This is a genomic window from Flavobacterium collinsii, assembly GCF_946903285.1.
GTDB classification, from domain to species: Bacteria; Bacteroidota; Bacteroidia; order Flavobacteriales; family Flavobacteriaceae; genus Flavobacterium; species Flavobacterium collinsii.
Genome location: NZ_OX336425.1, coordinates 477,780 through 494,555, shown reverse-complemented (window position 1 = coordinate 494,555; position 16,776 = coordinate 477,780). Strand labels below are relative to the sequence as shown.

Annotated in this window: 18 protein-coding genes and 1 tRNA gene; 13 read left to right on the top strand and 6 right to left on the bottom strand. The window is 34.8% G+C overall.

Annotated features, from left to right (window positions below):
- Nucleotides 1-659 precede the first annotated feature (659 nt).
- Nucleotides 660-1,121 carry an Lrp/AsnC family transcriptional regulator gene (locus OGZ34_RS02285; RefSeq protein WP_263362008.1) on the bottom strand — a complete coding sequence of 154 codons (462 nt, stop codon included), beginning with the start codon at nucleotides 1,119-1,121 and terminating at the stop codon, nucleotides 660-662.
- Between the two features lie 166 nt (nucleotides 1,122-1,287).
- On the opposite strand from OGZ34_RS02285, the gene OGZ34_RS02280 reads away from it, so the two are divergent.
- Nucleotides 1,288-2,511 carry an aminotransferase class V-fold PLP-dependent enzyme gene (locus tag OGZ34_RS02280; protein WP_263362007.1) on the top strand — a complete coding sequence of 408 codons (1,224 nt, stop codon included), beginning with the start codon at nucleotides 1,288-1,290 and terminating at the stop codon, nucleotides 2,509-2,511.
- A 61-nt stretch (nucleotides 2,512-2,572) separates the two neighbouring features.
- Here OGZ34_RS02280 and OGZ34_RS02275 read toward each other — a convergent pair.
- Together OGZ34_RS02275 and OGZ34_RS02270 are read right to left on the bottom strand one after the other, a co-directional pair.
- A tRNA-Val gene (locus tag OGZ34_RS02275) sits at nucleotides 2,573-2,650 on the bottom strand.
- Between the two features lie 178 nt (nucleotides 2,651-2,828).
- Nucleotides 2,829-4,055: a bifunctional folylpolyglutamate synthase/dihydrofolate synthase gene (locus tag OGZ34_RS02270; protein WP_263362006.1), complete on the bottom strand. Its 1,227-nt coding sequence runs from the start codon at nucleotides 4,053-4,055 to the stop codon at nucleotides 2,829-2,831.
- Nucleotides 4,056-4,186: 131 nt separating this feature from the next.
- Between OGZ34_RS02270 and OGZ34_RS02265 the strand changes: the two genes are divergently transcribed.
- Together OGZ34_RS02265 and OGZ34_RS02260 are read left to right on the top strand one after the other, a co-directional pair.
- Entirely contained in the window at nucleotides 4,187-4,879 is a 693-nt protein-coding gene (locus OGZ34_RS02265) for a MotA/TolQ/ExbB proton channel family protein (protein WP_173967168.1), read from the top strand.
- Between the two features lie 3 nt (nucleotides 4,880-4,882).
- Nucleotides 4,883-5,278, top strand: a complete 396-nt coding sequence (locus OGZ34_RS02260; RefSeq protein WP_026110223.1) for an ExbD/TolR family protein — start codon at nucleotides 4,883-4,885, stop codon at nucleotides 5,276-5,278.
- A 447-nt stretch (nucleotides 5,279-5,725) separates the two neighbouring features.
- Here OGZ34_RS02260 and OGZ34_RS02255 read toward each other — a convergent pair whose 3' ends face one another.
- From OGZ34_RS02255 to OGZ34_RS02245, 3 genes are all read right to left on the bottom strand, one after another.
- A complete protein-coding gene (locus OGZ34_RS02255; RefSeq protein WP_173967169.1) occupies nucleotides 5,726-6,625 on the bottom strand; it encodes an energy transducer TonB in 900 nt (299 codons plus the stop codon).
- A 313-nt stretch (nucleotides 6,626-6,938) separates the two neighbouring features.
- On the bottom strand, nucleotides 6,939-8,165 hold the full coding sequence (locus OGZ34_RS02250; protein ID WP_173967170.1) for a Glu/Leu/Phe/Val dehydrogenase: 1,227 nt from the start codon (nucleotides 8,163-8,165) through the stop codon (nucleotides 6,939-6,941).
- Between the two features lie 142 nt (nucleotides 8,166-8,307).
- Nucleotides 8,308-8,883, bottom strand: a complete 576-nt coding sequence (locus OGZ34_RS02245) for a chalcone isomerase family protein (protein ID WP_173967171.1) — start codon at nucleotides 8,881-8,883, stop codon at nucleotides 8,308-8,310.
- A 491-nt stretch (nucleotides 8,884-9,374) separates the two neighbouring features.
- Between OGZ34_RS02245 and OGZ34_RS02240 the strand changes: the two genes are divergently transcribed.
- The 10 genes from OGZ34_RS02240 to OGZ34_RS02195 all read left to right on the top strand — a co-directional run bounded on the left by OGZ34_RS02240 (nucleotide 9,375) and on the right by OGZ34_RS02195 (nucleotide 16,751).
- Nucleotides 9,375-10,517, top strand: coding sequence for an acyl-CoA dehydrogenase (locus tag OGZ34_RS02240; protein WP_173967172.1), 1,143 nt, complete (start codon nucleotides 9,375-9,377; stop codon nucleotides 10,515-10,517).
- A gap of 105 nt (nucleotides 10,518-10,622) precedes the next feature.
- Nucleotides 10,623-11,300: a Crp/Fnr family transcriptional regulator gene (locus OGZ34_RS02235; protein WP_263362005.1), complete on the top strand. Its 678-nt coding sequence runs from the start codon at nucleotides 10,623-10,625 to the stop codon at nucleotides 11,298-11,300.
- A gap of 92 nt (nucleotides 11,301-11,392) precedes the next feature.
- Nucleotides 11,393-11,989 carry a peroxiredoxin-like family protein gene (locus OGZ34_RS02230; RefSeq protein WP_263362004.1) on the top strand — a complete coding sequence of 199 codons (597 nt, stop codon included), beginning with the start codon at nucleotides 11,393-11,395 and terminating at the stop codon, nucleotides 11,987-11,989.
- A gap of 6 nt (nucleotides 11,990-11,995) precedes the next feature.
- The gene (locus tag OGZ34_RS02225; protein WP_263362003.1) at nucleotides 11,996-12,454 is read left to right on the top strand and encodes a YHS domain-containing (seleno)protein; all 459 of its coding nucleotides are present in this window, start codon (nucleotides 11,996-11,998) and stop codon (nucleotides 12,452-12,454) included.
- 5 nt (nucleotides 12,455-12,459) lie between these two features.
- The gene (locus OGZ34_RS02220; protein WP_263362002.1) at nucleotides 12,460-12,849 is read left to right on the top strand and encodes a DoxX family membrane protein; all 390 of its coding nucleotides are present in this window, start codon (nucleotides 12,460-12,462) and stop codon (nucleotides 12,847-12,849) included.
- Nucleotides 12,850-12,851: 2 nt separating this feature from the next.
- The gene (locus OGZ34_RS02215; RefSeq protein ID WP_263362001.1) at nucleotides 12,852-13,340 is read left to right on the top strand and encodes a DinB family protein; all 489 of its coding nucleotides are present in this window, start codon (nucleotides 12,852-12,854) and stop codon (nucleotides 13,338-13,340) included.
- Entirely contained in the window at nucleotides 13,328-14,038 is a 711-nt protein-coding gene (locus OGZ34_RS02210) for an NRDE family protein (RefSeq protein ID WP_263362000.1), read from the top strand. Before OGZ34_RS02215 ends, OGZ34_RS02210 begins: the two co-directional genes overlap by 13 nt.
- Before the next feature lie 10 nt (nucleotides 14,039-14,048).
- Nucleotides 14,049-15,083 (top strand): D-alanine--D-alanine ligase, encoded by a 1,035-nt coding sequence (locus OGZ34_RS02205; protein WP_173967178.1) that lies wholly within the window; start codon nucleotides 14,049-14,051, stop codon nucleotides 15,081-15,083.
- Nucleotides 15,084-15,085: 2 nt separating this feature from the next.
- Nucleotides 15,086-15,745, top strand: a complete 660-nt coding sequence (locus tag OGZ34_RS02200) for a hypothetical protein (RefSeq protein ID WP_263361999.1) — start codon at nucleotides 15,086-15,088, stop codon at nucleotides 15,743-15,745.
- Between the two features lie 28 nt (nucleotides 15,746-15,773).
- A complete protein-coding gene (locus tag OGZ34_RS02195) occupies nucleotides 15,774-16,751 on the top strand; it encodes a M20/M25/M40 family metallo-hydrolase (RefSeq protein ID WP_263361998.1) in 978 nt (325 codons plus the stop codon).
- Nucleotides 16,752-16,776 lie beyond the last annotated feature (25 nt).

Below are 16,776 nucleotides of genomic sequence, written 5' to 3'. Positions count from 1 at the left end.
TTTTTTGTTTATTTTTTATGTATTAGTTGCTAAGGGCTAGGTTGTTCTTTTGAGATTTGGCATTTGCTCTTTCAGAGCAATATTTACGCATAATACTCTTAAAGATTAATAAGAGCTGAAAGCCCGAAAAGCAGAAAGCATAGTGCGAAGCGCTATGAAATAAATAGAAATAATATCATTTTTCGCCCTGAAAGGGCAGAAGCCTCAACATAAAGAGAAGAGTTTATATTATTTTGAATAGTATTTTCTGTAAAAGATTGATTTTTGGTTATCGAAAACTAGTAAGAATTAGTTTTTACCCTTTCAGGGCTTTTTCTTTCAGGTACTCTTTTTATCGTTGACTGCGTTAGGGATGGCAGCGGTATCCTTTTGTGGTAGCTGACCTTTTCTTAAATCAGTTAAAACTTCTATCACAAAAGATTTAGCGTATAGCCCGACCCGAAGGGGAACGCCATGCTTATTTTTATGAACTTCGTTTTTGTTAAAATATGGGTAATTTTGGTTTTTTAAGTTGTTATAATGGAGTTGTTGTTTTTGATTGATTTATTGCTCAGATTTTAGTTTTGTATGCTATAATGATCTATGGTGTTGTGTGGAGTAAAAAAGTGCCTGAAATCTTCTATTTTGCATGATTGTGTTTTTTGTAAAACTATATCGGTTTAAATAGTCACGTTGTAGCCTACTTTTACTTTGTCCATTATTACATGAGTGTAGAAATGCTTAACATTTGGGTTGTCCATAAGCCATTTTTTAGCAAACGATTCATAATGCTGCATGTTTTCTGCATTTACAATAATGACAAAATCATAAGTGCCGGTTACAAAATAACATTGCATCACTTCGTTGCATTTTCGCATTGAGGCCTTGAATTTTTCTAAGGCTTTTGAATTTCCGTCCTCTAGAATAATATCTACGACACAGGTAATTGTTAAGCCTATAACACTTGGTGATATAATGGAGATATCTGCTTCTATTATTTTGTTTTCTCTCAATCTGGTTAGTCTTCTTTGTACCGCCGAACCACTTAGATTTACTAAGTCTCCAAGTTCTTGCGTGGTCATTTTATTATTTTCTTGTACCAGTTGCAGAAGTTTTTTATCGTATTCGTCTAGTGATTGCATTTTTTACCCGATTTTCTTGTAAAATTAACTTAAATCAATCATTTATCGTGTTGATTTGCAGAAATAAAGCAGCTCTATCTAAGTAGTTTTGTCTTGTGATCTTCTAGTCAAAGTAGAATGTGTCACAGAGTTTAAAAATGAATTTGAATGCTAATAAATGATACAAATGAAAAAAAAGCAAAGTGTTTTTTCAATCGATGAGATTGAAAAGTTTAGAAGTGAAACTGTGGGATGTCGTACTGTGAGCCATCTTAATAATGCAGGAGCGAGTCTTATGCCGGATGTGGTGACTATGACTATTTTGGAGCATATAAAATTGGAATCGGAAATTGGGGGTTATGAGGCAGCCGCATTAAAAGCAGATGAAATACTGCAATTTTACGTGCAGGCTGGAAAATTGATTAATTGTAATCCGTCGAATATTGCTTTTACTGCAAGTGCTACAGATTCCTATACGCGAGCGTTGTCTTCTATTCCGTTTTGTTCTGGTGATATTATATTGACGGATAATGATGATTTTATTTCGAATCAAATTCAGTTTATTTCATGTCAAAAACGATTTGGAATAAAAATAGTGCGGATAAAAAATGCTGAAATCGGCGGAGTAGATTTGAATGATTTAGAAGAAAAGTTATTTACTCTTAAACCAAAATTACTGGCTATAACGCATATTCCTACGAATTCGGGATTGGTTCAGTCTGTTAAAAGTATAGGTGAGATATACAGTCGTTATATAAAAGAATATACTGATAAAACCTGGTATATTCTCGATGCTTGCCAGTCTGCAGGTCAGATGAAGTTGGATGTTGAAGAATTAGAATGTGATTTTTTGAGTATAACCATCAGGAAATTTTTAAGGGGTCCTCGTGGCAGTGGCTTTCTTTATATTTCGGACAGGGCTTTAAAATTTGGACTTGAGCCATTGTTTATTGATATGAGGGGTGCTGATTGGGTTGAAAAGGATGAATATAAGCAGCAACCCGATGCGAGACGTTTTGAAGATTGGGAGTTTGCCTATGCACTTGTTCTTGGAAGTAAAGTGGCTATTGAATATTGTTTGAATATAGGTGAGGATAGAATTTGGCAGCAGATACAAGTAATGTCGAAATATATGAGAAATGAATTGTCAAAAAATCCTAAGGTTTGGGTTTTGGATAAAGGACCTGAGTTGGGCGCATTGGTCACTTTTACGGTTGAAGATTCACAGCCAGGATTTATCCTTGATGAACTGCTGAAAAGAAAAATTAATGTTGTTCCGAGTTTTCGAAATTTTGCAGTTATCGATTTTGATGAAAAAGGGGTGGAGTGGGCTATTAGGGTATCTCCGCATTATTACAATACTTTTGAAGAAGTTGATTTGCTTATCAAGGCTGTAGAGGAAATTGTGTGAATGCAATTTTTGAAGAAAAATGGGCGCAAAAAAAAACTCCTTAATTTCTTAAGGAGTTTCTTGGTGGGCGATGAGGGGTTCGAACCCCCGACCCCCTCGGTGTAAACGAGGTGCTCTGAACCAGCTGAGCTAATCGCCCTATTTTACTAGGTTGCTATCGTTTGTGATTGCGAGTGCAAATATACGCTAGTTTTTGAGTTCTGCAAAGAAAATGGAATAAAAAATAGAACTTTTTTTTAAATAAATTATATCTGACTGTTTATGAATTTGTTATTAAATTTATTTTTTTAAAGTTTTTTTATTCCATGAAGCTTTGTTTATCCTAAAGGCAATTCAGCAACAACAAAAGTACTTCCGCCAACATAGATAAAGTCATTTTTTGAGGCATTTTTCTTCGCTGCGGTAAAAGCATGTGCTACGGACTCATAATTTTCTCCGGATAAATCGTGTTTTTTAGCCGCGTCATTTAAAATTTCAGTGCTCAAACCTCTGGAGGAATTTGGGCTGCAGAAATAATAGTGTGCATTTTTAGGAAAAAGCGGAAGAATTGAATCGAGGTCTTTGTCGTTTACAACTCCCAAAACGATATGTAAATTTTCAAAAATTTCTTTCTGAATCTGTTTCATTACAACGGCTAACCCATGTTTGTTGTGCGCTGTATCGCAGATGATTTTTGGGTTTTCTCCCAGTTGCTGCCATCTTCCCTGTAAACCGGTATTTTTTACAACTTGTAATAAACCATTTTTTAGGTTTTCATCCAAGACCTTGAATTTGTTTTGAGTATTTAAAATGGCAATGGTTTGCTGCACTGTTTTTTTATTGTGAAACTGATAATCGCCAATTAAATCAGAGGGGAAAACTTCTGTCACTAAATCGGAAGCAAAATAAATTGGAGCTTCATTTTCTTTAGCTTTACTCATAAATACAGGCTGAGTTTCGGAGGTATATTCTCCAATGATAACAGGAACATGTGGTTTTATGATACCTGCTTTTTCGCCGGCAATTGCAACGGGCGTATTTCCTAAAAACTGAGTATGGTCTAAATCGATGTTGGTAATAACGGATATTAAGGGGGTGATAATGTTGGTAGCATCGAGCCTTCCGCCAAGGCCGACTTCGATAATAGCAATATCTGTTTTTTCTGAGGTAAAATAATCGAAGGCCAATCCAACAGACATTTCAAAGAAGCTCATATCATTGGCTTCAAAAAAACTTTTGTGTTTGGCTACAAATTGGCAGACAAAATCTTCGGAAATTTCCTGACCGTTAATCTTTATTCGTTCTCTAAAATCTTTGAGATGTGGAGAAGTGTATAGTCCTACTTTATATCCCGCCTCCTGCAAAACCGAAGCCAACATGTGCGAGGTTGATCCTTTACCATTGGTTCCGGCAACGTGAATGCATTTTAACTGATCTTGAGGATTGTCAAGATGTGCCGCCAGTAACTTAATATTGGTCAGATCTTCTTTGTATGCCGAAGCGCCCTGAAGTTGATACATTGGGAGTTGATTAAACATCCAGTTTGTGGTTTCCTGATAGTTCATTTAATTGAGATAAAATAGTTGTGTATTGAAATAATTTTCGTTTTTTTTAGTTTTATAAGAGAGCGAAAATTATCTTTATTGCAAATTTCAAATATTTTTTAGAATTAATTATTAAAAACAAGAATTAATATATGTTTAGTTTCATTCAATTACAAACAGATACCATTGCAAACGCATCTAACGTAGTTATCGAAAAAATCGCACCCAATACCGAAATCTCTGTTTTAGGATTTATCTTAAAAGGAGGTTTTTTTCTGATTCCAATTGCCATTTTATTGTTTTATACTTTTTATGTAATTATAGAACGCTACTTATACATTAGCAAAGCTTCTAAAATTGATAGTCGATTGATGCAAGATGTTGGTGATAAACTAAACGCCGGTAATATAGAATTGGCCAGAACTATTGTTGAGAGAAGTAATACTGCGGCCGGAAATATTTTGAAAGAAGGTGTTTTGGTTATTGGAAGACCAATTGCTGAAATTGAATCCAATATGGACCGTGCTGCCGATATTGAAATTGGTGAAATGGAAAGACGTTTGGGACATCTGGGGCTTATTGCCGGGATCGCTCCAACACTTGGTTTTATTGGAACTATTTCAGGAGTAATTAAAATTTTCTATAGTATTTCTGTTACTGAAAATATTAGTATCGGAAATATTTCGGGAGGTTTATATGAGAAAATGATTAGTTCGGGTTCGGGATTAATTGTGGGAATTATTGCGTATAGTGCCTACCATTTACTGAACGGAAAAATTGATGATTTCGCTTTAAAAATTCAAAAACAAATATTAGAATTTGTCAATATAATTCAAAGAGCATAAGATATGTCAATTAAGAGAAAAAGAAGATTTCATGCCGAGGTGGCAACTTCATCATTAAGTGATATTATGTTTTTCCTGCTGTTGTTTTTTCTTATTATTTCAACGCTTGCAAATCCTAATGTTATTAAAATGACATTGCCGAAAGCGAAAGCAAATGAAAAAACAAATAAACAGTTGATTAGTTTGTCTGTTACCGAAGATAAAAAATTCTACATAGACAAAGTTCCGGTTGAATTTGATGCTTTGGAAACAACTTTAATGTCAAAAATAGGAGCAGACAAACAGCAAACCGTTGTAGTTCGAATTCCATTTAATCTTCAGGTTCAAGATTTAGTTGATGTATTGCAGATCGGAGTGAAGAACAATTTGAAGTTTGTAATTGCTACGAGTCCAAAGTAAGATTATCCTTTAGGGCGTGACCACAATAAAAAAATGGGCTATTCGACATGACGTTGATTTGCCCATTTTTTTATTGCGGTCGGGCTATCCGCGCTACTTCGGTAGCTTGCTTCTATCCCTCACGCGGAAAAAAGAGAATAAAGAATAAAGAGTAAAGAATAAAGAGTAAAGTAGAAAAGGATAGGTTAAAGAAAAAGTAGTCATTGATTATGTCCTTTCGAGAAACAAAGTAATCTCGCTAATATAGGGAGAATAACATAATCTTGTCATTTCCATCGAAGAGAGAAATTACAATCAGTCATCAACAAAGATTGACTTTTGCTTGTGGAATTTCTAGTGCGATTTCTGTCGTCGCTCGAAATTGACAAACCAGATAAAACATAAAAAAGGCTTTCTGAATAATCAGAAAGCCTTTTATAATTCGTGTAAATCTGTGTAATTCGTGTTCTAATTCAAACTAAAATTGTAAATAATTTTTCCGGTTTGTTTTGCGGGTGCGTCGCTGTCAGCATCCCATTTTGTATTCATTGCTGCAATCTTGGCTTGATCTAATAAGCATCTTGCTGTATTGGTTGTTCCTTTAATTCCCGGAGTCGCACTGATTGTTTTTCCGTTTTGATCCACTGTGATTTCAACAACAACTTTTCCTTCTTCATTACAAGTATATTTTGGTGCAGGTTTAGACAATGCTTTTCGGGTTCCTAAAGAATATCCTGATCCGCCGCCAGAGCCTCCGCCGCTTCCGGGGCCATAACCGCTTCCTGTACCAATTCCATTTCCGGTTCCGTTACCACCGCCGGTTCCTCCTCCGGAGCCACCTGTACCATAGTATCCGTTAGAACTAAGGCTTCCGTTTGCTTTTCCTTTGTTTCCTGCTGCTTTATCATCACCATCACCACCTTTGTTTGATCCTTTTAAAATACTGGACAAAGCATCGTTGGTAGAATTAGAAACTTTTGGTTTTTCAGGAATCGGTTTTGTTTCAGGTTTTACAACGGGTGTTGGTTTTTTAGACTTTTCTTTGGTTGGAATTACGACACTTTCGTCAGTTGTTGTATTTTCCTGAGTTAGAATTGCTTCGTCAGGTGTTGCTTTTGCCGGAGTTTGTTTTGCTTCGTTTTTTACATTTAAAACTTCACTTTTATAATTTGCTCCCGAACCTAAATCGCTGTCTCCAAAGTTTACAGTAACACCACCACCGCCTCCGCCACTAGCAAGTGCGACATTGTTTTCGGGATTGTAAGGAGGCCAAAAACGTATAAAAAATAAAAGCAAGAGTAAAAAGGCATAAATGGCCGTTGATATTAGTAAAGATTTCTTTTTATCTGAAGAATCCGTAAAAGTCATTTTGATTCCGGGTTTTGTAATTGTATTAAATAAAAACGTTTAAAAGTACTAAAAATTGTTTACAATGAAAGTGTGGTATAGAATTTAACCGCAAGGTTTGCCAAGGTTTACGCAAAGTTTGCAAAGCTGTTTTTTAATCTCGCAATGTCGCAAAGCTGTAGAGTTTAAAAGAAAAATTTAAAAAAGTAGAACTTTGCGACTCTGCGACTTCGTGAGGAATAAATTAGTGTACTTTGTGTAAAGCCGTAGTGGTTGAACAAAAAAAAAACGAGCCAAATTATTTGGCTCGTTTAGAATAAAAGTATAGAGAAAATTATACTAATTGTTTCAATGCAATTTCAAAAGCAGTTGCACTGATATTTGTTTTTGCTGAATTTAAAGTGTGGGCTTTAACAATTGCATTTTTTATGATTTCTGAAGTATCATTAAAAATATCCTCATCTGTCATTTGAACTTTTTTCTCCATGAAATAAGCAAAAACTCTTGCCATTCCACAGTTTGAAATGAAATCAGGAATCAAACTTACTTTACGATCAACTTCTTCCATAATAGAACCGAAGAAAATTTCTTTGTCGGCAAAAGGAACGTTGGCTCCACATGAGATAACTTCTAATCCATTAGCGATTAAGCTGTCGATTTGGGCTTGTGTTACCAATCTTGAAGCTGCGCAAGGGGTGAAAATTTCGGCACCGATCGTCCAGATTTTGGTGTTGATTTCTTCAAATGGAATCATATTGTCGGCAACCAATTTGTTTCCGTCTTTATTTAAAAATAAAGTTCTAATTTCTTCAAATGAAAACCCTTCTTCTTTTATTAGCCCTCCGTCACGGTCAATAATTCCGATTACTTTTGCGCCCATTTCAGCCAGATAGAAAGCGGCAGCCGAACCTACATTTCCAAATCCCTGTACAATTGCCTTTTTACCTTTGATGTCTCCACCGTAAGTGGCATAGAAATGACGAGCTGCTTCGGCAACACCATAACCGGTAATCATGTCGGCAACCGTATATTTTCGGGTTACATCAGGAGAGAACTTTGGGTTTTCGATTACTTTGATAACACCCTGACGCAATTGTCCGATTCTATTAATTTTATCCGCTTCGGTTGGTTTGAAATGTCCGTTGAAAACACCTTCTTGCGGGTGCCATACACCACATTCTTCGGTCATTGGAATTACTTCGTGAATTTCGTCCACATTTAAATCTCCTCCCGTTCCGTAGTAACTTTTTAATAAAGGAGAAACTGCTTTGTACCAACGTTGTAAAACGCCTTTTTTACGTGGATCATTCGGGTCAAAGTTTATTCCGGATTTAGCACCTCCAATTGCAGGTCCGGAAACTGAAAATTTAACCTCCATGGTTTTGGCCAATGATAAAACTTCATTCATATCTAAGCCTTTTCTCATTCTTGTTCCTCCACCTGCAGCTCCACCACGTAGTGAATTGATAACAGTCCATCCTTCGGCTTCTGTTTCGGAATCTTTCCAGTTAAAAACAATTTCAGGTGCTTTATTTTCAAATTGCTGTAATAAATCTTTCATTTTGTTGAGATATGTTTAGTTTGCGTAAAAGTATAAAATAGAATAATGCGAATAATGTATCTCCTATCAAATTTTATCAAACAAAAAAAAGAAGGCCGAAAACAATGCGTTTCCGGCCTTAGAATTTTACAAATTTCACAAATTATATTCCTAACAAGTGTTTTTTAAGTGTTTCGTCAACTGGTTTATCTGAAAGCCAGATTCCGAATAATGCTTTTTTGAAATCAAATCCAGGGATTTTTCCTTTCAAAACTTCATTTTTGTAGACATTGACTGTTTGGTCAAGTGGGTTGTAAGCGAGAACAAATACATCCTTTTCTGTAATCATATCACTTAGGAAAGTTTTAAATTCCTCTATTCGAGGTCGCAATTCAGCAAGATTGCTTCCTGTAGATTTTTCGAAACCTGCATTCATAGCTTTAGTCAATTTGCTTGAAGAAACCATTGAAGAAGTAATTTCAATACGGATTGCCATTTCGGTATCACTGTCAATAATAAATTGTGGATCCTGGCTTAGCTGCGATAAATATAAGGCTTGAACATAGACTTCCAACCACATTTTTGATCTGCCTCCAGCACCGTTAAGTTGTAAACTTTTGCCTTGAAATTCAATTTTTCTGGGAACAGTAACGCCATTCACATCAAGCTGAGTCTGGGCTGAAACGGTTGAGAATTGTATACTAAAAAGGAATGTAAGTAGAAGTAAACTTTTTTTCATGTTTTATGGAAATTATAATTATTGAGCAAAAATAATGTTAATTTATCAATTTTATAGCGTTCTTAAATATGTTTTTTTTGACTCAATTTTGCTTTTTTTGTTTGTATAGGATTAGTAATCAAATTAGTAAGAGTTGTTTTACGGGAAGCCGTATATTTTAAGAGTTGTTTAATCTTTTGAACAACTAAACTTTACTAAAATTTTAGTAATCGTACTTTTTTGATCCTGTATTTTATTCTTGTTTTTTAGAGTAATGATTGCAAATTTGATGCATGTTACGCTAAATTTTTAAGATTATAACGAAAACGTTATCGTAATTATTGCCGATCTAGTAAATTTATATGCGCGCATTGTTAAACTCACTTTTAAAATTTATCTTTGGGAGCCTTTTTACAAAAAAGGCAATTCAAAAAAACAAAACAAAAATAACCGTCATCTTAATTTCGATATTTTAAATCGGGTTAAGCTGAGAAAAATAAAACAGGATAATTATGGATTTTAATCTTACCGAAGAACATTTAATGATTCAACAAGCTGCAAGAGATTTTGCTCAAAACGAATTGCTGCCAGGTGTTATTGAACGTGACGAAAAACAAATTTTTCCAACAGAACAAATTAAAAAAATGGGGCAACTAGGATTCATGGGAATGATGGTTGATCCTAAATATGGCGGAAGTGGATTGGATGCAATTTCTTATGTACTTGCTATGGAAGAAATCTCGAAAGTAGACGCATCAGCTTCTGTAGTTATGTCTGTAAATAACTCGTTAGTTTGTTGGGGACTGCAAGAATTTGGGACCGAAGAACAAAAACAAAAATATTTACCAGGTTTAGCATCAGGAGAAATTCACGGAGCATTTTGCTTAAGTGAGCCTGAAGCTGGTAGTGATGCTACTTCGCAAAAAACTACGGCGATTGATATGGGAGATCATTATTTGGTAAACGGAACAAAAAACTGGATTACAAACGGAAACACAGCATCAGTTTATTTGGTGATTGCGCAAACAGATTCGGAGAAAAGGCATAAAGGAATTAATGCTTTGATTATGACTAAAGATATGCCGGGCTTCTCTATTGGACCAAAAGAACAAAAAATGGGAATCCGTGGTTCTGATACACACTCTTTGATGTTTAGTGATGTAAAAGTTCCTAAAGAAAATAGAATTGGTGAAGACGGTTTCGGATTTAAATTTGCAATGAAAACACTTGCAGGTGGTCGTATCGGAATTGCTTCTCAGGCTTTAGGAATTGCGTCAGGAGCTTATGAACTGGCTTTGAAATATTCTAAAGAACGTAAGGCTTTTGGTACTGAAATTTGCAACCACCAGGCTATTGCTTTTAAACTAGCAGATATGGCAGTTAATATTGAAGCAGCGCGTCATTTGTGTATGAAGGCAGCTTGGGATAAAGACCAACATAAAAATTACGATGTAAGTGGTGCAATGGCAAAATTATTTGCTTCACAAGTGGCGATGGATACAGCTGTTGAGGCGGTTCAGATTCACGGAGGTAATGGTTATGTAAAAGAGTACCATGTAGAACGTTTTATGCGTGATGCAAAAATAACCCAAATTTACGAAGGAACTTCAGAGATTCAGAAAATTGTAATTTCGAGAGCTGTTATTGCAGGATAAATTTCTTAGAAGAATAGATAATTAAAACCCCTTCAGACTACTCAATGTCTGAAGGGGTTTTTGTTTGGATTTTAATTTCGTTATATTTACAGAAATAAACTTTTTATGTACGAAGATTTAAAATACTGGTATTTACGAGACCATAAATTGTTTAGAACTTTGAGTTACTCACAGATTAAACAATTGTGCATTATCACAGGTTTTAAAAAAGCGTCAAAAGGAGAAATCATTTACTTCTCTACTTCAGATTTGCCGCGTATCTTTTTGCTTAAAAAAGGAAATATTAAAATTGTATCTATCGATGAAGAAGGTAACGAAACCATAAAAGATATCATTCAGAAGGGAGATTTGTTTGGAGAACTGACTTTGGAAACAGATACTAAGAATGAAGAATATGCAAAAGTGCTTTCAGACGATGTTGCTATTTGTAGTTTTCTAATGTCGGATTTTGAAGATTTATTGTTAAGAAATCCAACTCTGGCACTTTCATATACCAAATTTGTTGGTTTGAAAATGAAACGTATCAAAAACAGCTACGCTAATTTAATTTCTAAAGATGCAAAAACCAGATTGTATCAGTTTCTTAAAGACTGGGCAGAAAAGGAAGGAACTGCAGATGGAAATTCTGTAACGATTGAAAATTACTTAACACAAAATGATATTGCCCAAATCATTTGTACTTCCAGACAAACCGCGACCCAGTTGTTAAACGAAATGGAGACCAATAAGCTGTTACATTACAATAGAAAAGAGATTGTCATTCTGGATATTACCAAAATTTAATTATTTTCGGCTAAGTGTAAATTAGCCGACATTTACCTTTTTCATACTACCGTAATTTTACATTATTAAATTAAGATGTAAAATTAAAAATTATGAAAAAACTATTTTTTGCTGTTTTAGTAGCCTTAAGTACGGTCGCTACTGCACAAAGTTCGCTTCCTAAAATGGCGAGCGATGTTGCTCCTTTATTAATAGGAGAGAAAATCCCAAATAACACATTAAAAACATCTGAAAATGCAGCGGTAAAAATTTCTGATTTACTTAGAAAGAAAAAAACAGTTTTAGTTTTCTATCGCGGCGGCTGGTGTCCTTATTGTAATATGCATTTACAGGCATTAGCGGAAGCTGAGAAACAAATCCTGGATCTTGGATACCAAATTATCGCTATAAGTCCTGATGCCTCTGAGAACTTAAAAATTACAGAAGAAAAAGATAAAGTAAAATACACTTTGCTTTCTGACTCTGAAGGAGAGTTTACCAAAGCGGTTGGAATTGCTTACGAAGCTCCTGAAAACTATAAATCGGTAATTAACGTACATTCTAAAGGAATCAATACGAATTTCTTACCTGTTCCTTCTGTTTTTATTGTAAACCCGGATAGTGAGATTCTTTTCGAATATATTGCTCCGGATTTTAAGCACCGTATTTCGACAGAATTACTTGTTTCAGTATTAAAGAACCTAAAATAAAACAAGATGAAAAAACTACTTTTTTTTGTATTGATTTTGATTTCGGGTCTTTCATTTGCTCAGAATGATGCGAAAAGAATCAGTCAGTACAATTTAGAAAACAAAGTAGCCATTAAAGGCTATGATCCTGTTGGATATTTTAATCAGGGAAAAGCCATTAAGGGAAAGAATGAGCTATCAGCTTCTTATCAGGGAGTGACCTATAAATTTTTTTCAAATGAGAACAAACAGGAATTTTTAAAAAATCCATCTAAATATGAACCGCAGTACGGAGGCTGGTGCGCTTATGCTTTAGGAAGTTCCGGAGAGAAAGTGGATATAAATCCTGAAACGTTTAAAATTATTGACGGTAAACTCTATTTGTTTTATAATGCCTTCTTTAATAATACCTTGAAAAGTTGGAATAAAAACCAAACCAATTTGAAGGTACAAGCTGATGACAACTGGAAAAAAATAAACAAGTAACAGCGATGACAAAATCAGAAAAAATAGTCTGGATTTTAAGAATTGTTGCAGCTGGAATTTTACTGCAGACCTTATTTTTTAAATTCAGTGGAGCAAAAGAAAGTATATATATATTCTCAACTTTAGGAATAGAGCCTTATGGAAGAATTGGCTCAGGAATAGCCGAATTAGTTGTTGCCATTTTAATTTTAATTCCAAAAACAACATGGATTGGTGCTTTGGGCGGATACGGAGTGATGGCCGGAGCCATTTTTTCTCACTTGTTTGTTTTAGGAATTGTCGTTCAGAATGATGGTGGTTTTCTCTTCTTGTTGGCCATTATTACTTTATTATGTTGCCTAGGGTTACTTTATTTCAATAAAAATAAATTGTTTAATCTTCTAAATTTAAAATAGCCATGTTACTAAAATCAATACGTCACAGTTTAGATGAACTCAATGATTTGTTGAGTCAATTATCGGATACAGATTATGCAAAACCTTGTCCTGCTTTAAATAATTCAACAATTGGTGAGCATATACGACACATACTCGAGATGTTTAAAGGTCTGGAAAATGGTTACGATGTGGGAATCGTAAATTATGATAACCGAGAACGAAATACCCGAATTCAAACCGAAACTGGGTATGCGAAAGAACTTATAACTGAAATAAAAACAGAACTGAAAAGCGAGAACAAGATTATTTATTTAGAACAGGTAATTGATGGACTTTCGCTTAGAATTCAGAGCAATTATTACAGAGAACTGTTATATAATCTGGAGCATTGCATTCATCATCAGGCTTTGATAAAAGTTGCAGTTTTGCCGTTTAAGAATATTTTAGTCGATGAGAATTTTGGTGTAGCTCGTTCCACTATAGAATATCGTAAACAATGTGTACAGTAAGTTTTGTCAATAATAACGGAGTTGTAATTATTACTTCAAATCGGGATGAAAAAGTAATTCGTCCCGAAGCCATCGCGCCAAAAAATTATTGTCAGAATGGGAAAACCATTATGTATCCAAAAGATCCGAAAGCAGGAGGGACTTGGTTTGCAGTGGATAAAAACGGAAGTATACTGGTACTTTTGAATGGGGGAATAGAGAAACACCGCTCTCTGTTTCCGTATCGAAAAAGCAGGGGACTGGTTGCTTTGGATATTATTTCCAGTACATCGCCTAAGGACTTTTGGAATGAAATTAATCTGGAAGATATCGAGCCCTTTACGTTGGTTTTGTATCAGGGTGGGGCATTGTATGAATTGATTTGGGATGGCCTTGTCAAAATAAAGACAGCGTTAGAATCTTCTAAAAACCACATCTGGTCATCAGTTACTCTGTATCCTGAAGAAATTAGAAAGAGACGCTCCAACTGGTTTTTTGATTTTTTGAAAGACAAAGAGGAAATCTCTGCAGCGGATATGTTAGATTTTCATCGAAACACCCAAAATGATGATTCTGAAAACGGTTTGATCATTAACCGAGAAAATGTTCTGAAAACGCTGAGCGTAACTCAGGTTGTAATTAAGCAGAACAAAGGAGCTATGAGATATTATGATTTAATTAGAGCAGAAGACTTTTCGACTTCTTTTATAAGTATTTAAACCAGTAAAGATGAAATTACTTTTTCATAGAATAAGCAATTGGGAGTATTGGCCTTTTAAGGTGCTTTACGTTCCTATCTATTTTCTTTGGGCCTACTATGCTGTCAAAGCGAGATCGGTATTTTTCTTTAATGCGTCCAATCCGAAGATAAAAAACGGCGGATTTATAATGGAGAGCAAAAAACAAATATATGATTTGCTTCCTAAAGAATGTTATCCAAATACTATTTTGATTCGGGAGTGTACAGGTTTAGAAAAGATTGTCGAAAAGATAATAGAAAGCAGCATGTATTTTCCTTTAATAGCTAAACCTGATATTGGTTTACGTGGTTCCGGTGTGAAAAAAATCAGAAATGTATTGGAGTTGAGTGAATATGCCAGAAAAGCAAATTTTGATTTTTTATTGCAGGATCTCATTCCATTTAAAAATGAAGTCGGGATTTTTTATGTACGTCATCCGCATCAAAAAGAGGGGATAATTACTGGAATCGTTTCGAAAGAATTTTTAATTGTTACCGGTGACGGTGTTTCGACTATCGAAGATTTGATTTGTAAAACACCAAGATTTCAATTGCAGCTCGAAGTTTTAAAGGAGGAATATGGTAATCAATTGCAGAAGATTTTACCACAGGGTGAAAGTATAAATTTAGTGCCTTTTGGGAATCACGCGCGAGGAGCAAAATTCCTGGACGGAAGCGATTGGATTACACCACAACTGACAGCGACGATTGATGAAATTGCTAAGAAGGTTCCCGAGTTTTACTTCGGACGCTTTGATATCATGTACAATACTTTTGAAGAACTAGAGCGCGGAGAGCAATTTCAGGTCGTAGAACTAAATGGAGCGGCAAGTGAACCCACACACATTTACGATCCCAAACACTCGGTATGGTTTGCCTGGAAAGAACTGGCGAGACACATTACGTATATGTACGAAATCAGTGCTGAAAATCATAAAAAAGGAGTTCCGTATCTCGATTATAAAGTGGGCATTCGGGAATATAAATTGCATTTGGCGCAAAACAGTAAGATTGTAAATTTTTAGAAATGAAAAGAATAAAAAATATCTCAGTAGGATTTTTGGTGAGTTTCATCGGATCGATTCCATTGGGGTATTTGAATTTAGTAGGTTTGGAGATTTACTCAAAATCGGGGCTCATTAACCTGGTCCTTTTTTTGTTCGGGGTCATTTTTGTTGAAACTTTTGTGATTTATTTCACTCTAATTTTTGCCAGACAACTGATTCGCAATAAAAAATTGATGAAGATGATTGATTTTTTTGCGGTTGGATTTATGTTTGTTCTCGCTTTTCTTTTCTATTGCGGTTTTAATAATCAGACAGCAAAATCTAATGATGCTTTACAGGAGTATTTAATGTACTCGCCATTTGTGATTGGAGTTGTTTTAAATTGCTTTAATTTTTTACAGCTGCCTTTCTGGACCAGTTGGAACCTATATTTGCTTAACGGAGAGTATATTACAATAGAAAGAAAGTTAAAATATTATTATATTGCAGGAACTTTGATTGGTATTTTTTTTGGGATGTTGAGCCTGATTATAATTTTACAGGCTTTTTTTGCAAAAAACAATCCATTGTCAAAGTATGTAATGCCTGTATTTATTCCGTTTTTTTTCATTGTGTTGGGAAGTGTTCAGGTGTTTAAAGTGTATAAAAAATATTTTAAATCAACTGTTTTAGAAGTTTAATTGCTAAAGCACATTTAAATCCTCATTTATGAAAAAGCATTGCCTTATTCTGCTTCCGTTTGTTTTTTTAGCCTGTAAATCGAATCCTTCCGTAGCTACAGTTTCTCCGGCAACTGATTCAAAACCTGTTGAAGTTACTTATAAAGTCAAGGAATCTGAGGTATCTGATTTTCTAAAAAAATTATCTTCAGATGAGATGGAAGGGCGTGAAACCGGAACAAAAGGAATCGAGAAAGCAGCCGTTTTTTTAGAAGACTTCTTCAAACAAAATAAAGTAAAACCGTATTTTGTTTCTTACAGAGATACCTTAACCAATTTTAAAACACCGGCGTATAATATTGTTGGAGTTATAGAAGGAACAGATCCTGTGCTGAAAAAAGAATACGTAGTTTTAAGTGCGCATTATGATCATATCGGACTGGAGAAAAAACAACAGCCGGATGTCGTTTTTAATGGTGCTAATGATGATGCGTCGGGAGTAACGGCAGTTGCGGAGCTGGCAAAGTATTTTAGCGAAACAAAATCGAACAAACGCAGTATTCTTTTTGTGTTTTTTGCAGGAGAAGAAAAAGGATTGTTAGGGTCTAAAAGTTTGGTGCAAAAACTTAAAAAGCAAAATTTTAATTTGTACACACAATTGAATATCGAAATGATTGGTGTGCCAATGAAACGGGATTATCTGGCCTATATTACCGGTTTTGATAAAAGTAATATGGCCCAAAAAATAAACGAGTATACCGGTAAAAAAACAATCGGGTTCTTGCCTAAAGAAGCCGAATATAAATTGTTTTATAGATCGGATAACTTTTCTTTTTATGAGGCATTTAAAAAACCATGTCAGTCCATAAGTACTTTTGATTTTGAAAATTTCGACTTTTATCACCATGTTTCAGATGAATTTAAGGTAATGGATATTCCGCATATGACTTCTTTTATTCAGGAATTTTTGCCGGCAGTTACTAAAATTACGATTACACCAACGGAAGAAATTACAATGAATAATTAATCTGTCGTTTTATTCGATTTGCTTA

What these genes read in the sequence shown, in the direction of transcription:
- OGZ34_RS02285 (WP_263362008.1), bottom strand. Translation starts at nt 1,121, where the DNA reads ATGCAATCACTAGACGAATACGATAAAAAACTTCTGCAACTGGTACAA.
- OGZ34_RS02280 (WP_263362007.1), top strand. Translation starts at nt 1,288, where the DNA reads ATGAAAAAAAAGCAAAGTGTTTTTTCAATCGATGAGATTGAAAAGTTT.
- OGZ34_RS02270 (WP_263362006.1), bottom strand. Translation starts at nt 4,055, where the DNA reads ATGAACTATCAGGAAACCACAAACTGGATGTTTAATCAACTCCCAATG.
- OGZ34_RS02265 (WP_173967168.1), top strand. Translation starts at nt 4,187, where the DNA reads ATGTTTAGTTTCATTCAATTACAAACAGATACCATTGCAAACGCATCT.
- OGZ34_RS02260 (WP_026110223.1), top strand. Translation starts at nt 4,883, where the DNA reads ATGTCAATTAAGAGAAAAAGAAGATTTCATGCCGAGGTGGCAACTTCA.
- OGZ34_RS02255 (WP_173967169.1), bottom strand. Translation starts at nt 6,625, where the DNA reads ATGACTTTTACGGATTCTTCAGATAAAAAGAAATCTTTACTAATATCA.
- OGZ34_RS02250 (WP_173967170.1), bottom strand. Translation starts at nt 8,165, where the DNA reads ATGAAAGATTTATTACAGCAATTTGAAAATAAAGCACCTGAAATTGTT.
- OGZ34_RS02245 (WP_173967171.1), bottom strand. Translation starts at nt 8,883, where the DNA reads ATGAAAAAAAGTTTACTTCTACTTACATTCCTTTTTAGTATACAATTC.
- OGZ34_RS02240 (WP_173967172.1), top strand. Translation starts at nt 9,375, where the DNA reads ATGGATTTTAATCTTACCGAAGAACATTTAATGATTCAACAAGCTGCA.
- OGZ34_RS02235 (WP_263362005.1), top strand. Translation starts at nt 10,623, where the DNA reads ATGTACGAAGATTTAAAATACTGGTATTTACGAGACCATAAATTGTTT.
- OGZ34_RS02230 (WP_263362004.1), top strand. Translation starts at nt 11,393, where the DNA reads ATGAAAAAACTATTTTTTGCTGTTTTAGTAGCCTTAAGTACGGTCGCT.
- OGZ34_RS02225 (WP_263362003.1), top strand. Translation starts at nt 11,996, where the DNA reads ATGAAAAAACTACTTTTTTTTGTATTGATTTTGATTTCGGGTCTTTCA.
- OGZ34_RS02220 (WP_263362002.1), top strand. Translation starts at nt 12,460, where the DNA reads ATGACAAAATCAGAAAAAATAGTCTGGATTTTAAGAATTGTTGCAGCT.
- OGZ34_RS02215 (WP_263362001.1), top strand. Translation starts at nt 12,852, where the DNA reads ATGTTACTAAAATCAATACGTCACAGTTTAGATGAACTCAATGATTTG.
- OGZ34_RS02210 (WP_263362000.1), top strand. Translation starts at nt 13,328, where the DNA reads ATGTGTACAGTAAGTTTTGTCAATAATAACGGAGTTGTAATTATTACT.
- OGZ34_RS02205 (WP_173967178.1), top strand. Translation starts at nt 14,049, where the DNA reads ATGAAATTACTTTTTCATAGAATAAGCAATTGGGAGTATTGGCCTTTT.
- OGZ34_RS02200 (WP_263361999.1), top strand. Translation starts at nt 15,086, where the DNA reads ATGAAAAGAATAAAAAATATCTCAGTAGGATTTTTGGTGAGTTTCATC.
- OGZ34_RS02195 (WP_263361998.1), top strand. Translation starts at nt 15,774, where the DNA reads ATGAAAAAGCATTGCCTTATTCTGCTTCCGTTTGTTTTTTTAGCCTGT.